This window comes from Methylogaea oryzae, assembly GCF_019669985.1.
Lineage (GTDB): Bacteria > Pseudomonadota > Gammaproteobacteria > Methylococcales > Methylococcaceae > Methylogaea > Methylogaea oryzae.
The window spans coordinates 3605876-3622112 of sequence record NZ_AP019782.1 but is presented as its reverse complement, the minus strand read 5'-3'; the positions used below and the strand labels follow the sequence as shown (position 1 = coordinate 3622112).

19 protein-coding genes are annotated in these 16237 nt (G+C 64.1%); 15 read left to right on the top strand and 4 right to left on the bottom strand.

All coding sequences use genetic code 11. The features are described from left to right. Window positions 1-37 precede the first annotated feature (37 nt). The 15 genes from cutA to K5607_RS16025 all read left to right on the top strand — a co-directional run bounded on the left by cutA (window position 38) and on the right by K5607_RS16025 (window position 13156). Window positions 38-367, top strand: coding sequence for a divalent-cation tolerance protein CutA (cutA, locus tag K5607_RS16095; protein WP_054773843.1), 330 nt, complete (start codon window positions 38-40; stop codon window positions 365-367). After that, window positions 346-2199, top strand: coding sequence for a protein-disulfide reductase DsbD (locus tag K5607_RS16090; RefSeq protein WP_246598897.1), 1854 nt, complete (start codon window positions 346-348; stop codon window positions 2197-2199). The genes cutA and K5607_RS16090 overlap by 22 nt, the downstream gene beginning before the upstream one ends. A gap of 3 nt (window positions 2200-2202) precedes the next feature. Next, complete coding sequence (locus tag K5607_RS16085) at window positions 2203-2781, top strand: TlpA family protein disulfide reductase (protein WP_054773839.1); 579 nt, start codon at window positions 2203-2205, stop codon at window positions 2779-2781. A 176-nt stretch (window positions 2782-2957) separates the two neighbouring features. Beyond that, window positions 2958-3416, top strand: a complete 459-nt coding sequence (aroQ, locus tag K5607_RS16080) for a type II 3-dehydroquinate dehydratase (RefSeq protein ID WP_054773838.1) — start codon at window positions 2958-2960, stop codon at window positions 3414-3416. Next, the gene (gene accB / locus K5607_RS16075; RefSeq protein WP_221047616.1) at window positions 3406-3852 is read left to right on the top strand and encodes an acetyl-CoA carboxylase biotin carboxyl carrier protein; all 447 of its coding nucleotides are present in this window, start codon (window positions 3406-3408) and stop codon (window positions 3850-3852) included. The genes aroQ and accB overlap by 11 nt, the downstream gene beginning before the upstream one ends. Before the next feature lie 36 nt (window positions 3853-3888). After that, window positions 3889-5235 carry an acetyl-CoA carboxylase biotin carboxylase subunit gene (accC, locus tag K5607_RS16070; RefSeq protein WP_221047615.1) on the top strand — a complete coding sequence of 449 codons (1347 nt, stop codon included), beginning with the start codon at window positions 3889-3891 and terminating at the stop codon, window positions 5233-5235. Window positions 5236-5238: 3 nt separating this feature from the next. Continuing rightward, the gene (gene prmA / locus K5607_RS16065) at window positions 5239-6132 is read left to right on the top strand and encodes a 50S ribosomal protein L11 methyltransferase (protein ID WP_221047614.1); all 894 of its coding nucleotides are present in this window, start codon (window positions 5239-5241) and stop codon (window positions 6130-6132) included. A 6-nt stretch (window positions 6133-6138) separates the two neighbouring features. Continuing rightward, window positions 6139-6894 carry a zinc-ribbon and DUF3426 domain-containing protein gene (locus K5607_RS16060; protein WP_221048965.1) on the top strand — a complete coding sequence of 252 codons (756 nt, stop codon included), beginning with the start codon at window positions 6139-6141 and terminating at the stop codon, window positions 6892-6894. 138 nt (window positions 6895-7032) lie between these two features. Continuing rightward, window positions 7033-7650, top strand: coding sequence for a c-type cytochrome (locus K5607_RS16055; RefSeq protein WP_054774509.1), 618 nt, complete (start codon window positions 7033-7035; stop codon window positions 7648-7650). 142 nt (window positions 7651-7792) lie between these two features. Further along, window positions 7793-9433, top strand: coding sequence for a glucose-6-phosphate isomerase (gene pgi, locus K5607_RS16050; protein ID WP_054774510.1), 1641 nt, complete (start codon window positions 7793-7795; stop codon window positions 9431-9433). Further along, window positions 9430-10140 carry a 6-phosphogluconolactonase gene (gene pgl / locus K5607_RS16045; protein ID WP_221047613.1) on the top strand — a complete coding sequence of 237 codons (711 nt, stop codon included), beginning with the start codon at window positions 9430-9432 and terminating at the stop codon, window positions 10138-10140. Before pgi ends, pgl begins: the two co-directional genes overlap by 4 nt. Before the next feature lie 74 nt (window positions 10141-10214). After that, entirely contained in the window at window positions 10215-10838 is a 624-nt protein-coding gene (locus K5607_RS16040; protein WP_221047612.1) for a TetR/AcrR family transcriptional regulator, read from the top strand. 17 nt (window positions 10839-10855) lie between these two features. Further along, entirely contained in the window at window positions 10856-11134 is a 279-nt protein-coding gene (locus K5607_RS16035; protein ID WP_221047611.1) for a DUF4242 domain-containing protein, read from the top strand. 36 nt (window positions 11135-11170) lie between these two features. Beyond that, a complete protein-coding gene (gene mtoX / locus K5607_RS16030) occupies window positions 11171-12496 on the top strand; it encodes a methanethiol oxidase (protein ID WP_221047610.1) in 1326 nt (441 codons plus the stop codon). 150 nt (window positions 12497-12646) lie between these two features. Continuing rightward, entirely contained in the window at window positions 12647-13156 is a 510-nt protein-coding gene (locus K5607_RS16025; RefSeq protein WP_221047609.1) for a chemotaxis protein CheX, read from the top strand. Here K5607_RS16025 and bioD read toward each other — a convergent pair. Genes bioD through purE form a run of 4 tightly spaced genes read right to left on the bottom strand, consistent with a single transcriptional unit; the run spans window position 13151 to window position 16213 of the window. After that, window positions 13151-13825 carry a dethiobiotin synthase gene (bioD, locus tag K5607_RS16020; RefSeq protein ID WP_221047608.1) on the bottom strand — a complete coding sequence of 225 codons (675 nt, stop codon included), beginning with the start codon at window positions 13823-13825 and terminating at the stop codon, window positions 13151-13153. The two genes, K5607_RS16025 and bioD, sit on opposite strands and share 6 nt — an antisense overlap. Next, window positions 13822-14580: an HAD-IA family hydrolase gene (locus K5607_RS16015; protein ID WP_221047607.1), complete on the bottom strand. Its 759-nt coding sequence runs from the start codon at window positions 14578-14580 to the stop codon at window positions 13822-13824. The genes bioD and K5607_RS16015 overlap by 4 nt, the downstream gene beginning before the upstream one ends. Beyond that, window positions 14577-15716, bottom strand: a complete 1140-nt coding sequence (locus K5607_RS16010; protein WP_221047606.1) for a 5-(carboxyamino)imidazole ribonucleotide synthase — start codon at window positions 15714-15716, stop codon at window positions 14577-14579. Before K5607_RS16010 ends, K5607_RS16015 begins: the two co-directional genes overlap by 4 nt. Next, window positions 15713-16213, bottom strand: a complete 501-nt coding sequence (purE, locus tag K5607_RS16005; protein ID WP_221047605.1) for a 5-(carboxyamino)imidazole ribonucleotide mutase — start codon at window positions 16211-16213, stop codon at window positions 15713-15715. Before purE ends, K5607_RS16010 begins: the two co-directional genes overlap by 4 nt. Window positions 16214-16237 lie beyond the last annotated feature (24 nt).

The window sequence follows — 16237 nt, the reverse complement described above, 5'->3', positions numbered from 1 at the left end:
AGAATAGGCGGATTATACCCTAGCCCGGCATCCTCCCATGACCGACGATTACTACCTGGTGCTCTGTACCTGCCCGGACCGGCCCAGTGCCGACGGCTTGGCCGAAAGCCTGGTGCGCGAGCGTTTGGCCGCCTGCGTCAATATCCTGCCCGGCGTGGAGTCGGTTTACCGCTGGGAGGGAAACGTCGAGCGCGGCGCCGAGCTGCTGCTGCTGATCAAAACTGAAAAGCGGGCCTATGCGGCCCTGCAAGAGCACATTAAGGGACGCCACCCTTACGAGGTGCCGGAAATCATCGCCCTGCCCATCGCGGCGGGAGCCACCGACTATTTGCAATGGGTAAGCGCATGTCTTCGTTTCGAATCCTGATTTTCTTACTGTTAACCGTTTGCGCCGGGCTCGATGCCACGGCCGCCGACGCCGGCGGCGCGCCGTTAAACAAGCTGGGCGACGCGTTCAAAAATCTGGGCTTGGCCGGCGGCGGCCAAAGCGAGTTGCTGCCCGCCGAGCAGGCGTTCCAATTCCTGGCGGAGGTCAAGGACGCCAACACCATCGCCGTGAGCTGGCGCATCGCCGACGGCTACTACCTGTACCGGGAAAAGTTCAAGTTCGAATTGGCCGATAGCCCCGGCGTGCGCCTGGGCGAGATCGTGCCGCCCCATGGCGATCCCAAGGAAGACGAGGCCTTCGGCCGAGTGGAGGTGTTTCACAACCAGGTGGCGTTCGATTTGCCACTGCTGCGCGAAACGCAAGGCCCCGCCACCGTCCACCTTAAAGCCCGTTTCCAGGGCTGCGCCGACCGGGGCGTGTGTTATCCGCCCATGAAACAAGCGCTGACGCTGGAGCTGCCGGCGGTCGGGGCATCGGTCAAGCCGATCGCGCCGGCCGCGCAATCGGAGCAGGATCGCGTCGCCCAGGCGCTGCGCGGCGACTCCTTGTGGCTGACCATCGTCAGCTTCCTCGGTTTCGGCTTGCTGCTGTCCTTCACTCCCTGCTGTTTTCCCATGATTCCGATCCTGTCCGGCCTCATCGTCGGCCACGGCCACCATCTCACCACCCGCCGCGCTTTCAGCCTGTCCCTCATCTATGTGCTGGCCTCGGCTCTTACTTACACCCTGTTCGGCGTGCTGGCCGGATTGTTCGGCGCCAATCTGCAAAATTGGTTCCAGCAGACCTGGGTGCTGGTGATCTTCGCCCTGGTGTTCGTCGGTTTGGCGTTGTCCATGTTCGGTTTTTACGAATTGCAGCTGCCCTCGTCCCTCCAGACGCGCCTGGATCGCGCCAATCGCCATCAAAAAAGCGGTTCGGCGGCAGGCGCCGCGGTCATGGGGTTTCTCTCCACCCTCATCGTCGGGCCCTGCGTGGCGGCGCCCTTGGCCGGCGCGCTGATCTACATCGGCCAGACCGGCGATGCGGTGCTGGGCGGCATCGCATTGTTTTCCATGGGCTTCGGCGCGGGGATTCCGTTGCTGATCATCGGCGCGTCCGCCGGCAAGATGCTGCCGAAGGCCGGCCACTGGATGCACGCCACCAAGGCGGTGTTCGGCGTGGGCTTGCTGGCCGTGGCCGTGTGGCTGCTGGAGCGGGTGCTGCCCTCGGCGCTGAGCATGACCGCCTGGGCATTGCTGCTCATCGTGCCGGCGGTGTTCATGGGCGCGCTGGACCACTTGGACGCGGAGGCTTCCGGCTGGCGCCGCTTGTGGAAGGGCTTGGGCTTGATGATGCTCACTTACGGCATCTTGTTGCTGATCGGCGTCGCTTCCGACAGCCGCGACCCGTTGCAGCCCTTGCGCGTGCTGGCTCCCGGCAACGTCCAGGCGGCGGGGCCGGCCCAACAGGCGCTGCCTTTCCAAAAAGTGACTTCCCCGGCGGAACTGGACCGTAAGCTGGCTGAGGCCAAGGCGCAGGGCCGGCCGGTGATGCTGGATTACTACGCCGACTGGTGCATCTCCTGCAAGGAGATGGACCGGTACACTTTTGCCGATCCCCGCGTGCGGCAGGCTTTGGCCAATGCCGTGCTGTTGCAGGCGGACGTGACGGCCAGCTCGGACGAATCCGACGGCCTGCTCAAGCGCTATGGCCTGATCGGCCCGCCGGCTACCCTGTTCTTCGGCGCGGACGGGCGGGAAAGATCGTCCTTTCGCGTCATCGGCTACATGGACGCCGAGCGCTTTCTGCAACACCTGAAACAGGTGCTATAAGCCGTGCTCGAAGGTATTTTCCGTAAGCTTCGCTTTTCCCGCCACGCGGCGGCTTTACCGGTTTTGGCCGGGCTGCTGGCCCTCGGCGCCGGCGTGTTTTTCCAGCAGCGATTGGCGACGCCGCGCCAGGAAGCGCCGGTCGTTCTCCCTGCGGCGGAGTTGATCGATTTGGACGGCCGTCCGCAGCGGTTGGACGGCTGGCCGGGCAAGCTGGTGCTGGTCAACTTCTGGGCCACGTGGTGCGAGCCCTGCCGCGAGGAGATTCCCGTCCTCAACCGCCTGCAGCAGCAGTACGGAGGCCAGGGGCTGCAAATCGTCGGCATCGCCATCGACGAGCCCGAGGCGGTCGGCCAATTCCAGGCGACCGTGCCTTTGGCCTACCCGTCCCTGTTGGCGCCCGAGCAGGGCATAGCTCTCATGGAGCGCTTGGGCAACCGCTTCGGCGTGCTGCCTTACACGGTGATTTTCGACCGCAACGGCCTGGCGGTGCTGCGCCACCCCGGCGCCATCACCCAAGAAGAAGCCGAAAAGGCCTTGGCGCCGATGCTCGTCGCCGAGCGGGGCGAGGCGCGCGCCAAGTAATCGGCGCCGGGCGGCGGCTCGCGCGAGCCGCATCGGGGCGTTTACGCCTTAAACCGACGCAAACGTCCCAAAAACTGCCTACTTTTGCCCGCAAACTGGACAAGATAACGGCCGTTGGGCAAAATAGCGCCGCAGCGGATTAGACATAACGATAACCACCTGAACGGCTGTAAGGCATGGCGAGCATTCTGGTAATCAACGGCCCCAACCTGAACCTGCTCGGGGTGCGTGAACCCGGTATTTACGGCAGCCAGACCCTGGCCGATATCGAGCGGCATTTGGCCGATTGCGGCGCGAAGCAAGGCGCCGAACTGGCGTTTTTCCAAAGCAACGCCGAGCATGCCCTCATCGACCGCATTCACCAAGCCTTCCGCGATCAAGTGGACTTTATCCTCATCAATCCCGGCGCATACACCCATACCAGCATCGCCATTCGCGACGCATTCCTGGCGACGCGCGTTCCGTTCATCGAGGTGCATCTTTCCAATGTGCACGCCCGTGAACCGTTCCGCCGCCATTCCTACCTGTCCGACATCGCGCTAGGCGTCATTTGCGGCTTCGGCGCGTTCGGATATGAAATCGCCTTGCAGGCGGCCATGAAGAGCATTACTGAGAGAGCACACCATGGACATTAGAAAAATAAAAAAGCTGATCGAACTGATTGAAGAATCCGACATCGCCGAGATCGAAATCCGCGAGGGCGAGGAATCGGTCCGCATCAACCGTTATTCCGCGCAACTGGCACCGGTGGCCATGGCCGCTCCCGTGATGGCCGCGCCGCAGCCGGCGGCGGCCCCCGCTGCGGCAGCCGCCGCGCCGGCCGAGGAAGCGATCAGCGGCCACGCGGTAAAGTCGCCCATGGTGGGCACGTTCTATCGCGCGGCGTCGCCGGACTCCAAGCCGTTCGTGGAAGTGGGCCAGTCGGTGAAGGCCGGCGACACGCTGTGCATCATCGAGGCCATGAAGATCCTCAACCAGATCGAGTCGGACAAGTCCGGCGTGGTCAAGCGCATCCTGGTGGAAAACGGGCAGCCGGTGGAATACAACCAGCCGCTGTTCATCATCGAATAACCGCCCTGCCATCCACTGCCACGGGAACGATTCATCATGCTCGGTAAAGTCGTCATCGCCAATCGGGGCGAGATCGCCCTGCGCATTCTGCGCGCCTGCCGCGAACTGGGGATCAGTGCGGTCGCTGTTCATTCGGAAGCCGATCGGGATTTGAAACACGTGCGCTTGGCGGACGAGTCGGTGTGCATCGGCCCCGCCTCTTCGCGCGACAGCTATCTCAACATCCCCGCCATCATCAGCGCGGCGGAAGTCACCGACGCTGTGGCCATCCATCCCGGCTACGGCTTTTTGTCGGAAAACGCCGACTTTTGCGAGAAAGTCATCCAGAGCGGCTTCATTTTCATCGGCCCCAAGCCGGACACCATCCGCCTGATGGGCGACAAGGTGTCGGCCATCAACGCCATGCGCGCAGCGGGCATTCCCTGCCTGCCCGGCTCCAACGGCGCTCTGGGCGACGACGGCGAGGAAATCATCAAGCTGGGCCGCAAAATCGGCTTCCCTGTCATCATCAAGGCCGCCGGCGGCGGCGGCGGGCGCGGCATGCGCGTGGTGCACACCGAAGCGGCGCTGCTGAACGCCATCGAAATGACCCGCGCCGAGGCCGGCGCCGCGTTCGGCAACAGCATGGTGTACATGGAAAAATTCCTGGAGAACCCGCGCCACATCGAGTTCCAGGTGCTGGCCGACAGCCACGGCAACTGCATCCACCTGGGCGAGCGTGACTGTTCCACCCAGCGCCGCCACCAGAAAGTCATCGAGGAAGCCCCCGCCCCCGGCATCACCGAGGAACAGCGCCGCATGATGGGCCAGCGCTGCGTGGACGCCTGCAAGGAGATCGGCTATCTGGGCGCAGGCACCTTCGAGTTCCTCTACCAGGACGGCGAGTTCTACTTCATCGAAATGAACACCCGCGTGCAGGTGGAGCATCCGGTCACGGAAATGGTCACCGGCGTGGACATCGTCAAGGAGCAGTTGCGCATCGCCGCCGGCGAGAAGCTGTCCTATACGCAAGAGGACATCGTCATGCGCGGCCACGCCATGGAATGCCGCATCAACGCCGAGGACCCGGATACGTTCATGCCGTCTCCCGGCTTGATCGAGCTGTTCCACATGCCCGGCGGTCCCGGCATCCGCGTGGAAACCCACATCTACAGCGGCTACCGCGTGCCGCCCTATTACGACTCCATGATCGGCAAGGTCATCGCCCACGGCGAGACGCGCGAAAGCGCCATCGCCCGCATGCGCACGGCGTTGACGGAGATGGTGGTGGACGGCATCAAGGTGAATATCCCGTTGTTGCTCAACATCCTCCACGACGGGGCTTTCGAAGCCGGCAGCCAGAACATCCATTATCTGGAAACCAAGTTGGGCTTGAAGCACTAACCCATGGCCTGGCAACAAATGGCGGTGGTCACCGACGCCGACGACGCCGACCGGCTTTCCGACTGGTTCAGCGAGCGCGGCGCCGTATCGGTCACGTTCGAGGACGCCGCCGACCAGCCCCTGTACGAACCCAAGCCCGGCGAAACCCCCGTCTGGCAGGCCACCCGCGTGGTGGCCCTGTTCGAGGCCGATTTCGACACCGCCGCCATCAAGGCCGAACTCCAGGCGCTGCTGGGGCCCGGCTATGCCCGGCGCGTCAGCGAGGAACAGGTCGAAGACCGCGCCTGGGAAAGGGCTTGGATGGACCACTTCAAGCCCATGCGCTTCGGCCGCCGCCTGTGGATTTGCCCCAGCACCCTGGAGCTGCCCGAGGAGGCCGTCGGCGGCGTCTGCGTCGACTTGGATCCCGGCCTGGCCTTCGGCACCGGCACTCACGCCACCACGGCCCTTTGCTTGGAGTGGCTGGACGGCGAGGCGCTGTCCGGCAAAACGGTGCTCGATTTCGGCTGCGGCTCGGGCGTGTTGGCTGTGGCGGCGTTGCTGCTGGGGGCCGAGTCGGCCATCGGCGTGGACATCGATCCGCAAGCGCTGCTGGCCAGCCGGGACAACGCCGCCAAAAACGGCGTGGAGAGCCGGTTGACTTGCTTTTATCCCGAACAGCTGCCGGCCGATTTCCGGGCCGACGTGGTGTTGGCCAATATCCTCGCCAATCCCCTGGTGGAGTTGGCGCCGACGCTGGCCGCCCACTGCAAGCCCGGCGGCTCCATCGTGCTGTCGGGCCTCCTGGCCGAACAGGCCGAGCAGGTGAGCGAGGCGTACCGGGCGCTCTTCCGTCTCGATCCGGTCGAGATCAAGGACGGCTGGGCCAGGGTCAGCGGCATCAAACTCACGCTCTAGCCCGCCATGTACATCCGCTGCCCCAAGTGCCATACCCTTTATCGCATCGACGCGAAGGAATTGCGCGGCGGCAGCGGCAATGTGGAGTGCGGCCGTTGCGAAATCATTTTTAGCGCCCTGGACGCGCTGGCGGAAGGTCCCGCGCCGTCGGCCTACGACGATCGCGACGCCGAGGGTGCCGACGCGCCGCTGGTCGGCTTGCGCGCGGAGCCTCGCCGGGCGGCCGAACCGCTCGAGGAAGAGCCGGATCTTTCCGAACACTTTCGTCATTTCGATAGCGGCCGCTCCGTCCGGGACGGTTCGTCGCCTTGGGGCTTCGCCGTTGCGGTCGCCGTGCTGGTTTTGTGTTACCAGGCGCTGTTTTTCGAAAGCGACCGCTGGGCGCAGCAGCAGCCCGGGTTGCGTCCCTGGCTGGAACGAATTTGTCCGCGGCTCGGTTGTCAGGTCAGCGAGTTCCGCGATACCAGCCGAATCGGCGTGGTGGAAAGGGATCTTACGCCGGCCCACAACGGCGTGGACGGCTTGGAATTCCGAGCCGTGTTGGCCAACTACGCCGACCAGCCCCAGCCTTATCCGCGCCTGAAACTCACGCTGAGCCAATATAACGGCGCCCCTATGGCGCAACGCGTATTCAATCCGCAAGACTATTTGCAACCGTCCGCGGCCGGCGGAAAAATGGCGGCGGGCGCCGCCGTGGAAGTCCGTTTGACCATCGCCAATCCCGGCAAAGACGTCGGCGGTTTCAGTTTCGAATTGCTTTAAGGCCGCGTTTCGCGCCGTCGGCAAAGGTTGTCAATTGCCGTCCAGGCGGTAAGATATACATAATTTGGGGTTATTCAGGCAGCCCGCCGCCGGGTATGCATCTCGGCACGATTTATCCGCAATTTTCTGGAGCGCAATATGAAGCACAAGATACTGGGGACTTTGACGGCAGCCGCTCTCGGCTTCGCCGCCGCCCACAACGTTCAAGCCGCCGGCAATGCCGAGGCCGGCAAGGCCAAATTCCACACTTGCGTGGGCTGCCACGGCATTCCCGGCTACAGCAACACTTTTCCCAACTATCACGTGCCCAGTCTCGGCGGCCAGCACGCCGAGTACATCGTTTCCGCCCTCAAGAGCTATGCCGCCAGCGGGCGCAAGCACGGCAGCATGAACGGCAACGCCGGGGGCATCAGCGAGCGGGATATGGAAGACGTGGCCGCTTACGCTTCCGCCTTCAAGGGCAAGCCGCCCGCCGTGTCGGTCAAAGGCGATGTCGCCGCCGGCAAAAAGAATCCCAATCTGGAAGTTTGCGCTTCCTGCCACGGCAGTGACGGCAACAGCAAGGACGGCGGCAACCCGCGCCTGGCCGGCCAGTATGAAAGCTTCCTGATCAAGGCCATGAAGGATTACCAGAGCGGCGCCCGCAAAAATCCCATCATGCAAGGCATGGTGAAGGATTTGACGGACAAGGACATCGCCGACTTGGCCGCCTATTTCGCCAGCCAGAAAAAAGGCCTGACGCCGGTCTCCAACTAAGAGCCGGCCCGGCCCGAAACAAAGCCCGCCCCGCATGGGACGGGCTTTTTTTTAGCTCCGCGCCAGTGTTTGTGCGTCGTCGAGCATGTAGTAGGATTTAACCACGGCCCTGGCCGCCATTTTCGACGGGAGACATAGAATCATGCCGCAAGCTACATCGCTGCCCGCCTGGCACGCACTGCAAGAGCATCACAAAGAGATTTCCCAGCAACACATGCGCGATTGGTTCGAGGCCGATCCGCAGCGTTTCGACAAGTTCTCCCTGCATTTCGAAGACATCCTCTTCGACTATTCCAAGAACCTCATCAACGAAACCACGGTTTCGCTGCTGTTGGACCTGGCCCGCCAAGCCGGCCTGGCGGAAAAAATCGGCGCCATGTATTCCGGGCAAAAAATCAACACCACGGAAAACCGCGCGGTATTGCACATCGCCCTGCGCAACCGCTCCAACCGTCCCATCTATCTGGACGGCCGCGACGTCATGCCCGACGTCAATCGGGTGCTGGAGCAGATGCGCCAGTTCAGCGAGGAAGTGCGTATCGGCATTCGCCGCGGCTATACCGGCAAGCGCATCCGCGACGTGGTCAATATCGGCATCGGCGGTTCGGACTTGGGGCCTTACACGGCGGTGACGGCGCTCACTCCCTACATCAAATCCGATTTCCGGCCGCACTTCGTCTCCAATGTGGACGAGTCGGAATTGCTGGATACCCTGGATCAGTGCGACCAGGAAACGACCCTGTTCCTGGTGGCGTCGAAAACCTTCACCACCCAGGAAACCATGATAAACGCCCACTCGGCGCGCCAATGGTTTCTCGCCAAGGCCCGCGACGAAGGGGCCATCAGCAAGCATTTCGTCGCCATCTCCACCAACGCCAAGCTGGTGCAGGAGTTCGGCATCGACCCGGACAATATGTTCGAATTCTGGGACTGGGTGGGCGGACGTTACTCCCTGTGTTCAGCCATCGGCCTGTCCGTGGCCTTGGCCATCGGCATGGAGCGTTTCGAGAAAATCCTGGACGGCGCCCACGCCGTGGACGAGCACTTCCGCACCGCGCCGTTCGAGCGCAATATCCCGGTGCTCATGGCCCTCCTGGGGATCTGGTACAACAACTTCTTCGGCGCGGAATCCCACGCCGTGTTGCCCTATGACCATCACCTCGCCCATCTGCCCACGTATTTGCAGCAGGCGGACATGGAAAGCAACGGCAAGGGCGTCGATTTGCAAGGCAAGCCCGTGGGGCACCAAACCGGCCCGATCCTGTGGGGCCAACCCGGCGCCAACGGCCAGCACGCGTTTTACCAGCTCATCCATCAAGGCACCAAGCTGATTCCTTGCGATTTCCTGGCCGGCGCGCAAAGCCATCGCCATTTGGGTGCGCACCACCCCACGCTCATGTCCAACTTCTTCGCCCAGCCGGAAGCCCTCATGCGCGGCCGGACGCTGGAGCAGGCTCGCGCCGAATTGAAAAAAGAAGGCTATAGCGGCGAGCAGCTGGAAAAACTGGCCCATGCCAAGACTTTCCCGGGCAACCGCCCCACCAATTCCTTCCTCTACCGCAAGCTCACGCCCCGTACGCTGGGCAGCTTGATCGCGTTGTACGAGCATAAGATCTTCACCCAGGGCGCCATTTGGAACATCAACTCCTACGACCAAATGGGCGTCGAGCTGGGTAAGCAGCTGGCCAACACCATTCAGACGGATATGGCGAAGGACGCCCCCACGACCGGCCACGATTGCTCCACCAACGGCCTCATCAACTACTACAGGCAGTTGCTGTGACCGCGGCGAACGGGGAGGTGATCCGTCTCCCCACGCCCGCGGCGATGGCTGCGGAAGCCGCCGGCCGCATCGCCGCCATCGCCGAGGCGGCGGTGGCCGACCACGGTTATTTCGCTTGGGCCTTGTCCGGCGGCAATACCCCGGTGGCGACTTACCGCATGCTGGCGCAATCGCCTTGGCGCGAGCGGATCGACTGGGGCCGTACCCATGTCTTCTTCGCCGACGAACGCTTCGTGCCTCACGACCACGCCGACAGCAACTACCGCCTCGCCGAGGAAACGCTGCTGAGCCACGTACCGATTCCCGCGCAAAACGTTCACCCTACGCCCATCACCACGCCCGAAGCATCCGCGGAGGCCTACGAACGGAGCGTCCTGGACTTCTTCGCCCCGCAGCCGCCCCGTTTCGATTTGGTGACGCTGGGCATGGGTCCGGACGGCCATACCGCCTCGCTTTTTCCCGGCATGGACGACGTGGGCGGCGGGCTGGTGGCCGCCGTGCACAACAGTCCCAAGCCGCCGCCTTTGCGGCTCACCATGACCTATCGCCTGTTGAACGAGGCCCGCCACGTCCTGTTCCTCGTCTCCGGGGCCGACAAAGCCGCCCTGCTGGAGCAAATCGCCGCCAACGCCGATACCCCGCTGCCGGCGGGCAAGGTCGTCCTGTCGGAGCGGCCGGTGGTTTGGTTGGCTCACCTTAGCGGCTGAATTTCCCCGGCGTCCATCGAGGCTGCGGGAAAAATTCGCTTGCGACAATAGTAGACCGGTCGTATAGTCTCGCCATGGCTAAAACTCCTCCTCGCGAACTGACCCGCGCCAAGCTGTTGGACCAGGGCGTCGCTTTCCTCACGGAATACGGCTACCACGGCAGCGGCTTGCAGGACATCCTGGCGTCGGTGCAGGTGCCGAAAGGCTCGTTTTACTATTACTTCGCCAGCAAGGAGGAGTTCGGCGCGGCGGTGATCGGCCATTACATCGAGCCGTTCATCCTGCTGCTGGACGGCTATTTGCAGCGGCCCGAACTGAGCGGGGCCGAGGCCCTGGACGGCTATTTCCAGGAACTGATCGCCGAGCTGGAACGCCGCCAATTCAAGGGCGGCTGCTTGATCGGCAACCTGAGCGGCGAAATCGGCGACACCAGCGAGCTCTGCCGCCAGGCCTTGAAAACCGCCCTGGGCCGCTACCGCGACAAACTGGCGGAAGGCATCGCCAGGGGCCAGGCGCAGGGCCGGTTTCGCACCGACTTGCCCGCCGCGGCCATGGCCGATTTCCTCGCCGACGCCTGGCAGGGCGCTTTGTTGCGCATGAAGATCGAACAGTCCGTGCAGCCCTTGCGGGATTGCTGCCGGCATTTGTTGCAGGGCTATTTCCGGCCCGCCGAAGACCGTCCGACTACCCACCCCTAACCGGAGGAACCGCCGCCATGCCCAAATACCTCATCGAACGCACCATCCCCGGCGCAGGCCAGCTGGACGCCGCGCAGCTGCAGGCCATTTCGCAGAAATCCTGCTGCGTGCTGCAAGGGCTGGGACCGGCTATCCAGTGGCTGCAAAGCTACGTCACCGACGACAAGGTGTACTGCGTCTACATCGCGCCCAACGAGGAGCTGATCCGCGAGCACGCCAGCCAAGGCGGCTTTCCCGTGGACAGCATCCGCGCCATACGCACCGTCATCGATCCCGCTACGGCGGAATCCGCCTGACCGTTACGTCCGACAACAACAATACCCGGAGGTCTTATGCAATCCCTGCAACGCATCCTGCCCGGCCTCGCCGGCATCGCTTTGGCCCTAGGCCTCAACGCGGCGGCGCAAGCCGACGAAACCTGCGCCTCGCCCTACATGGCGAAAATCACCGGCCAGGAGGACTTCGTCTACGTTTGGACCCTGGGCGTGGAAGGCCTGGGCGACGAGCAGGACAAGCTGGTGACGGTGGACGTCAATCCCAAATCCAAGCAATACGGCAAGGTCATCGCCTCCCTGTCCGTGGGCGGACGCAACGAAGCCCACCACGCCGACTTCACCGACGATCGCCGCTTCCTCTGGGCCGGCGGCTTGGACACCAACAAGATCTTCGTCTTCGACGTGCATTCCGACCCGTCCAAGCCCAAGCTCACGCGCACCATCACCACTTTCGTCGCCGACAGCGGCGGCGTGGTCGGCCCCCACTCTTTCTACGCCCTGCCCGGCCGCATGATGATCACCGGCCTGTCCAACAACAAGGACCACGGCGGCCAGACTGCTCTGGTGGAATACAGCAACGAAGGCGAGTACATCGCCACCCACTGGATGCCCACCGACGCCAACCTGCAAGGCGCGGTCAAAACCGGCCAATACGCCGACGGCTACAACTACGACGTGCGCGCCCTGCCGCGTTTGAACGCGCTGTTCACCTCGTCGTTCACCGGCTGGAACAACTACATGATGGACTTCGGCAAGATGCTGCAAGACCCGCAGGCCATGCAGCGCTTCGGCAACACCGCCGTGGTGTGGGACCTGCAGGCGCGCCAGCCGAAGAAAGTGTTCGACGTGCCCGGCGCGCCCCTGGAGCTGCGCTGCGCCTGGAAGCCGGAGCACAAGTACTGCTTCACCACCACCGCGCTCACCTCGAAGATCTGGCTGATCCACCAGGACGGCAAGGGCGAATGGCAGGCCAAGGCGGTGGCCGATATCGGTAATCCCAAAGACGTGCCGCTGCCGGTGGACATCTCCATCTCCAACGACGACAGCCGGCTGTGGGTGAACACTTTCATGGACGGCAAGACCCGCCTGTTCGACATTTCCGACGCCTTCCACCCCAAGCAGATCTTCGAAAAAACCATCGGCGCCCAGGTGAATATGGTGTCCTCCAGCTGGGACGGCAAGCGCTTGTACTACACTTCCTCCCTGCTGGCCAATTGGGACAAGAAGGGCAAGGACGACGAGCAATACTTGAAACTGTTCCACTGGGACGGCAAGCAGTTGAAACAGCAATTCGCCATCGATTTCACCCAGGAAAAATTGGGGCGGGCGCACCAAATGCGGTTCGGCGCTTATTCGCTGTATAGCAGTTTGGCGATGCGATAGGGAGGCGGGCGCCGGTTTCCGGCGTTGGCCCGCTTGGCGAATGGATCGGTATGAGATGGAGGTATAAGGTTTTGCCCAAGGCGGTGTCCTCGCGTCGGCGCTTTTGTGACAATATCCCCGCGTTGATTAGACAAAACTTGTATTGCATTCATGAATGTCGATTTCATCAATCCGTTTTTGGTATCCCTGACCAACGTGCTGGAGACCATGGCGCATCTACAGCTTCAGCCGGCCAAGCCCAGCTTGAAGAACGACGACAGCGCCCGCGGCGCGGTTTCCGGATTGATCGGCATGGTGGGGCCCCAGTGCAAGGGCTCCATGTCGATTACTTTCGACGCGGATTTGGCTTACGAAATCATGTTCCGCATGGTGGGCGAGCGGCCGAAATCCATGAACGACGAAGTGACCGACATGGTGGGGGAAATCACCAATATGGTGACCGGCGGCGCCAAGCGCATTCTGGCTGAAAAAGGATATGAGTTCGGCATGGCGACGCCGACGGTGGTGACGGGCTTGTCCCACAGGATCATCCACAAGTCGAAAGGGCCGAAATTGATCATGCCGTTCAATTCGCAGTGGGGTAAGGCGCACATCGAAATCAGCTTCGAGTCGCAGGACGCCGCGCCGGCCGCTCCCGCCCCCGACGCGGCGGGCTCATAGGCAGCGGTCGGCCAGGGACGCCAGTTCCGGCCAAGCTGCCGTTTCTTCCCGATACGGTAGGTTTAGCACCGGCCGGCCCAGGCGCGCGCCCAGGTCGGCGGCGTTGTCCATGGCGAGTCCGGCGGCGGCCGGCGCGGTCCGGTTCAGCGCCACGCCGGCCAGCGTCAGGCCGCGCCGGCTGATGGCCTCGACGCAGAGCAACGTGTGGTTGATGCAGCCCAGCCGGTCGGCCGCCACCAGCAGCACCGGCAAACCCAGGGCCACGGCGAGGTCGGCGTTGAGGCCGTCCTCCGCCAGGGGCGAGTAGAAGCCGCCGGCGCCTTCCACCAGCAGAAAATCCCCTTCTTTCACGCCTTCACGGCAGGCCGCGGCCAGGGCGGCGATAGTCAACGGCCGGCCGGCCAGACGCGCGGCCCGGTCGGGGGCGATGGCCGGCTCGAAAGGATAGGGGCAGACGGTTTCTATGGGATCCAAGGCGCCGGCCGCCAGTCGCAGGGCGTCGGCGTCCTGCGGGAACAGCCGGCCGTCCTTGCGGGGGCAGCCCGATTCCGCCGGCTTGCGCGGCCTCACGGTGGCGCCGTGCTGGGTGAGTAATTGGGCCAGCGCCGCGGCGACGCGGGTTTTGCCCACGCCGGTGTCGGTGCCGGTGACGAACAGGCCGCGTTTCATTGGGCCAGCCACCGTTCCAGCAGCGCCGGGCAAACCTGGCCGTAACCATGGGCCGTGCCCCGCAGCAATCGGAACGGCCGCTCCGGTTCGCCCAGGTCGCTCAGCACCGCCGTGGCGGCGGCGAAGTCCTGGCGGCTGGTGTAGCCGTTGACGGTGACGACGGTTTTCAGGCCGGCCGCCGTGGCGGCGCGCAGGCCGGGGTTGGAGTCTTCCACGGCGAGGCAGCAGGCCGCGTCCAGCCCCAGCCTTTCCTGCACCCAGCGGTAAATGTCCGGCGCCGGCTTCTTTTCCGCCACCACGTCCCCGGCGCCGATCACGTCGAATCCGTTCGCGGCGTCTTCGCCCAGGTTGGCTTGCAGCAGGGCGACGACAGACTCCTCCGCCGAAGTGGTGGCGATGGCCAAGCGCACGCTGGCTTGGCGCAACTCCCGCAGCAAGCGCGCCACGCCGGGGCGCAGCGGGATGCCGGGGTGTTGCAGCAGGGCTTTGAAGTGGCGGGTCTTGACGGCATGCACGCTGGCGGCGAAGGCCTGCGGCCCGTCCTGGGCAGCGTCCGGCAGGCCGGCCCGTTGGATGTAGCGCAGGACGCGCTCCTTGCCGCCGCCGGTTTCCAGCAGTTCGCCGTAGGTCGATTCGTCCCACTGCCAGTCCAGGCCCAGTTCGCGGAAAGCGGCGTTGAAGGCGACGCGGTGGCCGTCCCTCTCCGTGTCGGCCAGGGTGCCGTCCACGTCGAAGATGACGGCCTGAAGGCTCACGGGCTGTCCGGCAGCAATTGCGCGCGGATCGCCAGGGCGTCGGTCAGGGCTTCCTCCACGGTTTCGCCCAGCACGGTGTAATGGCCCATCTTGCGGCCGACACGGGCTTCCTGCTTGCCGTACAGGTGCAGCTTGGCGCGGGGATGGCCGAGGATGGTTTCCCAGGGCGGCGGGCCGTCTTCGCGCCACACGTCGCCCAGCAGGTTGACCATCACCGACGGGCGCAGCGGCCGGGTGTCGCCCAGGGGCAGGCCGCACAGGGTGCGCACTTGCTGCTCGAACTGGGAGCAGGAGCAGGCGTCCAGGGTGTAGTGGCCGCTGTTGTGGGGACGGGGAGCGATTTCGTTGACCAGCAGGTGGCCGTCCTTCAGCACGAAGAACTCGACCGCCAGCACGCCGCAGTAATCCAGCCGGGTGCCGATGGCCTGGGCCATGGCGCAGGCTTTTTCCGCCGTGGCCGGGTCGATGCGGGCCGGGGCGATGGAGACGTCCAGGATGCCGTTGCGGTGGCGGTTTTCCGCCGGGGCGTAGGCGGTGGTTTGGCCGTCGGCGCCGCGGCCGATGACTACGGAGATTTCCTTGTCCAAATCCAGGAATTCTTCCAGCACGCAGGGCACGTTGCCGAACCGCTCATAGGCCTCGGCCAGCTCCTCCAGGCTGCGGCCCAGGTGTTGCCCTTTGCCGTCGTAGCCGAAGCGGGCGGTTTTCAGCAGGGCCGGCGAACCGACTTCGGCGAAGGCCGCCGCCAGATCGTCCGCCGTGCGCACCGCCACGGTTTTGGCCGTGCCGAAGCCGTTGTCCCGCAGGAAGTTTTTTTCCAGGATGCGGTCCTGGGTGACGGCGATGGCGCCATGGCCCGGCCGTACGATGCAGCTGCCGCCCAGGTGATCCAGGCTGGAGGCGGGGATGTTCTCGAATTCGGTGGTGACCGCCGCGCACTCGCGGCCCATATAGTCCAGGGCCTCCTGGTCGTCGTAGGGCTGGCACAGGTGCTCGTCGGCGAAGCTGCCGGCCGGGCTGTTGGGATCGGGATCGAGCACGATCACCCGGTAGCCCATGGTGCGGGCCGCCACGGTGAACATGCGGCCCAACTGGCCGCCGCCCAACATGCCTAAGGTTGCGCCGGGCAAAATCATGCCTGTTCCTCCGGCGGCAGGGACATGGCCAGCACCGTGTCGCGCTGCTTGGCGCGGAAGGCGTTGAGGGCCGAGGCCAGCGAGCCGTCGTTGCGCGCCAGCAGCGCCGCGGCGAACAGCCCGGCATTGGCGGCGCCGGCCTCACCAATGGCGAATGTCGCAACGGGTATGCCCTTGGGCATCTGCACGATGGACAACAGGGAGTCCATGCCCTTCAGGTAGGCGGAAGGCACCGGCACGCCTAGCACCGGCACGATGGTCTTGGCGGCGATCATGCCCGGCAAATGGGCGGCACCGCCGGCGCCGGCGATGATGCAGGCCAGGCCGCGTTCCTCGGCGCTTTCCGCGTAGCTGAACAACAGGTCCGGCGTGCGGTGCGCGGACACGACGCGCGTCTCGAACGGCACGCCGAAGCTTTGCAGCTGCTCCGCCGCGTGGCGCATGACGTTCCAGTCGCTCTGACTGCCCATGACGATGCCGACGATTGGATCGGACATTGATTTACCTCGCTTTAAAAAATC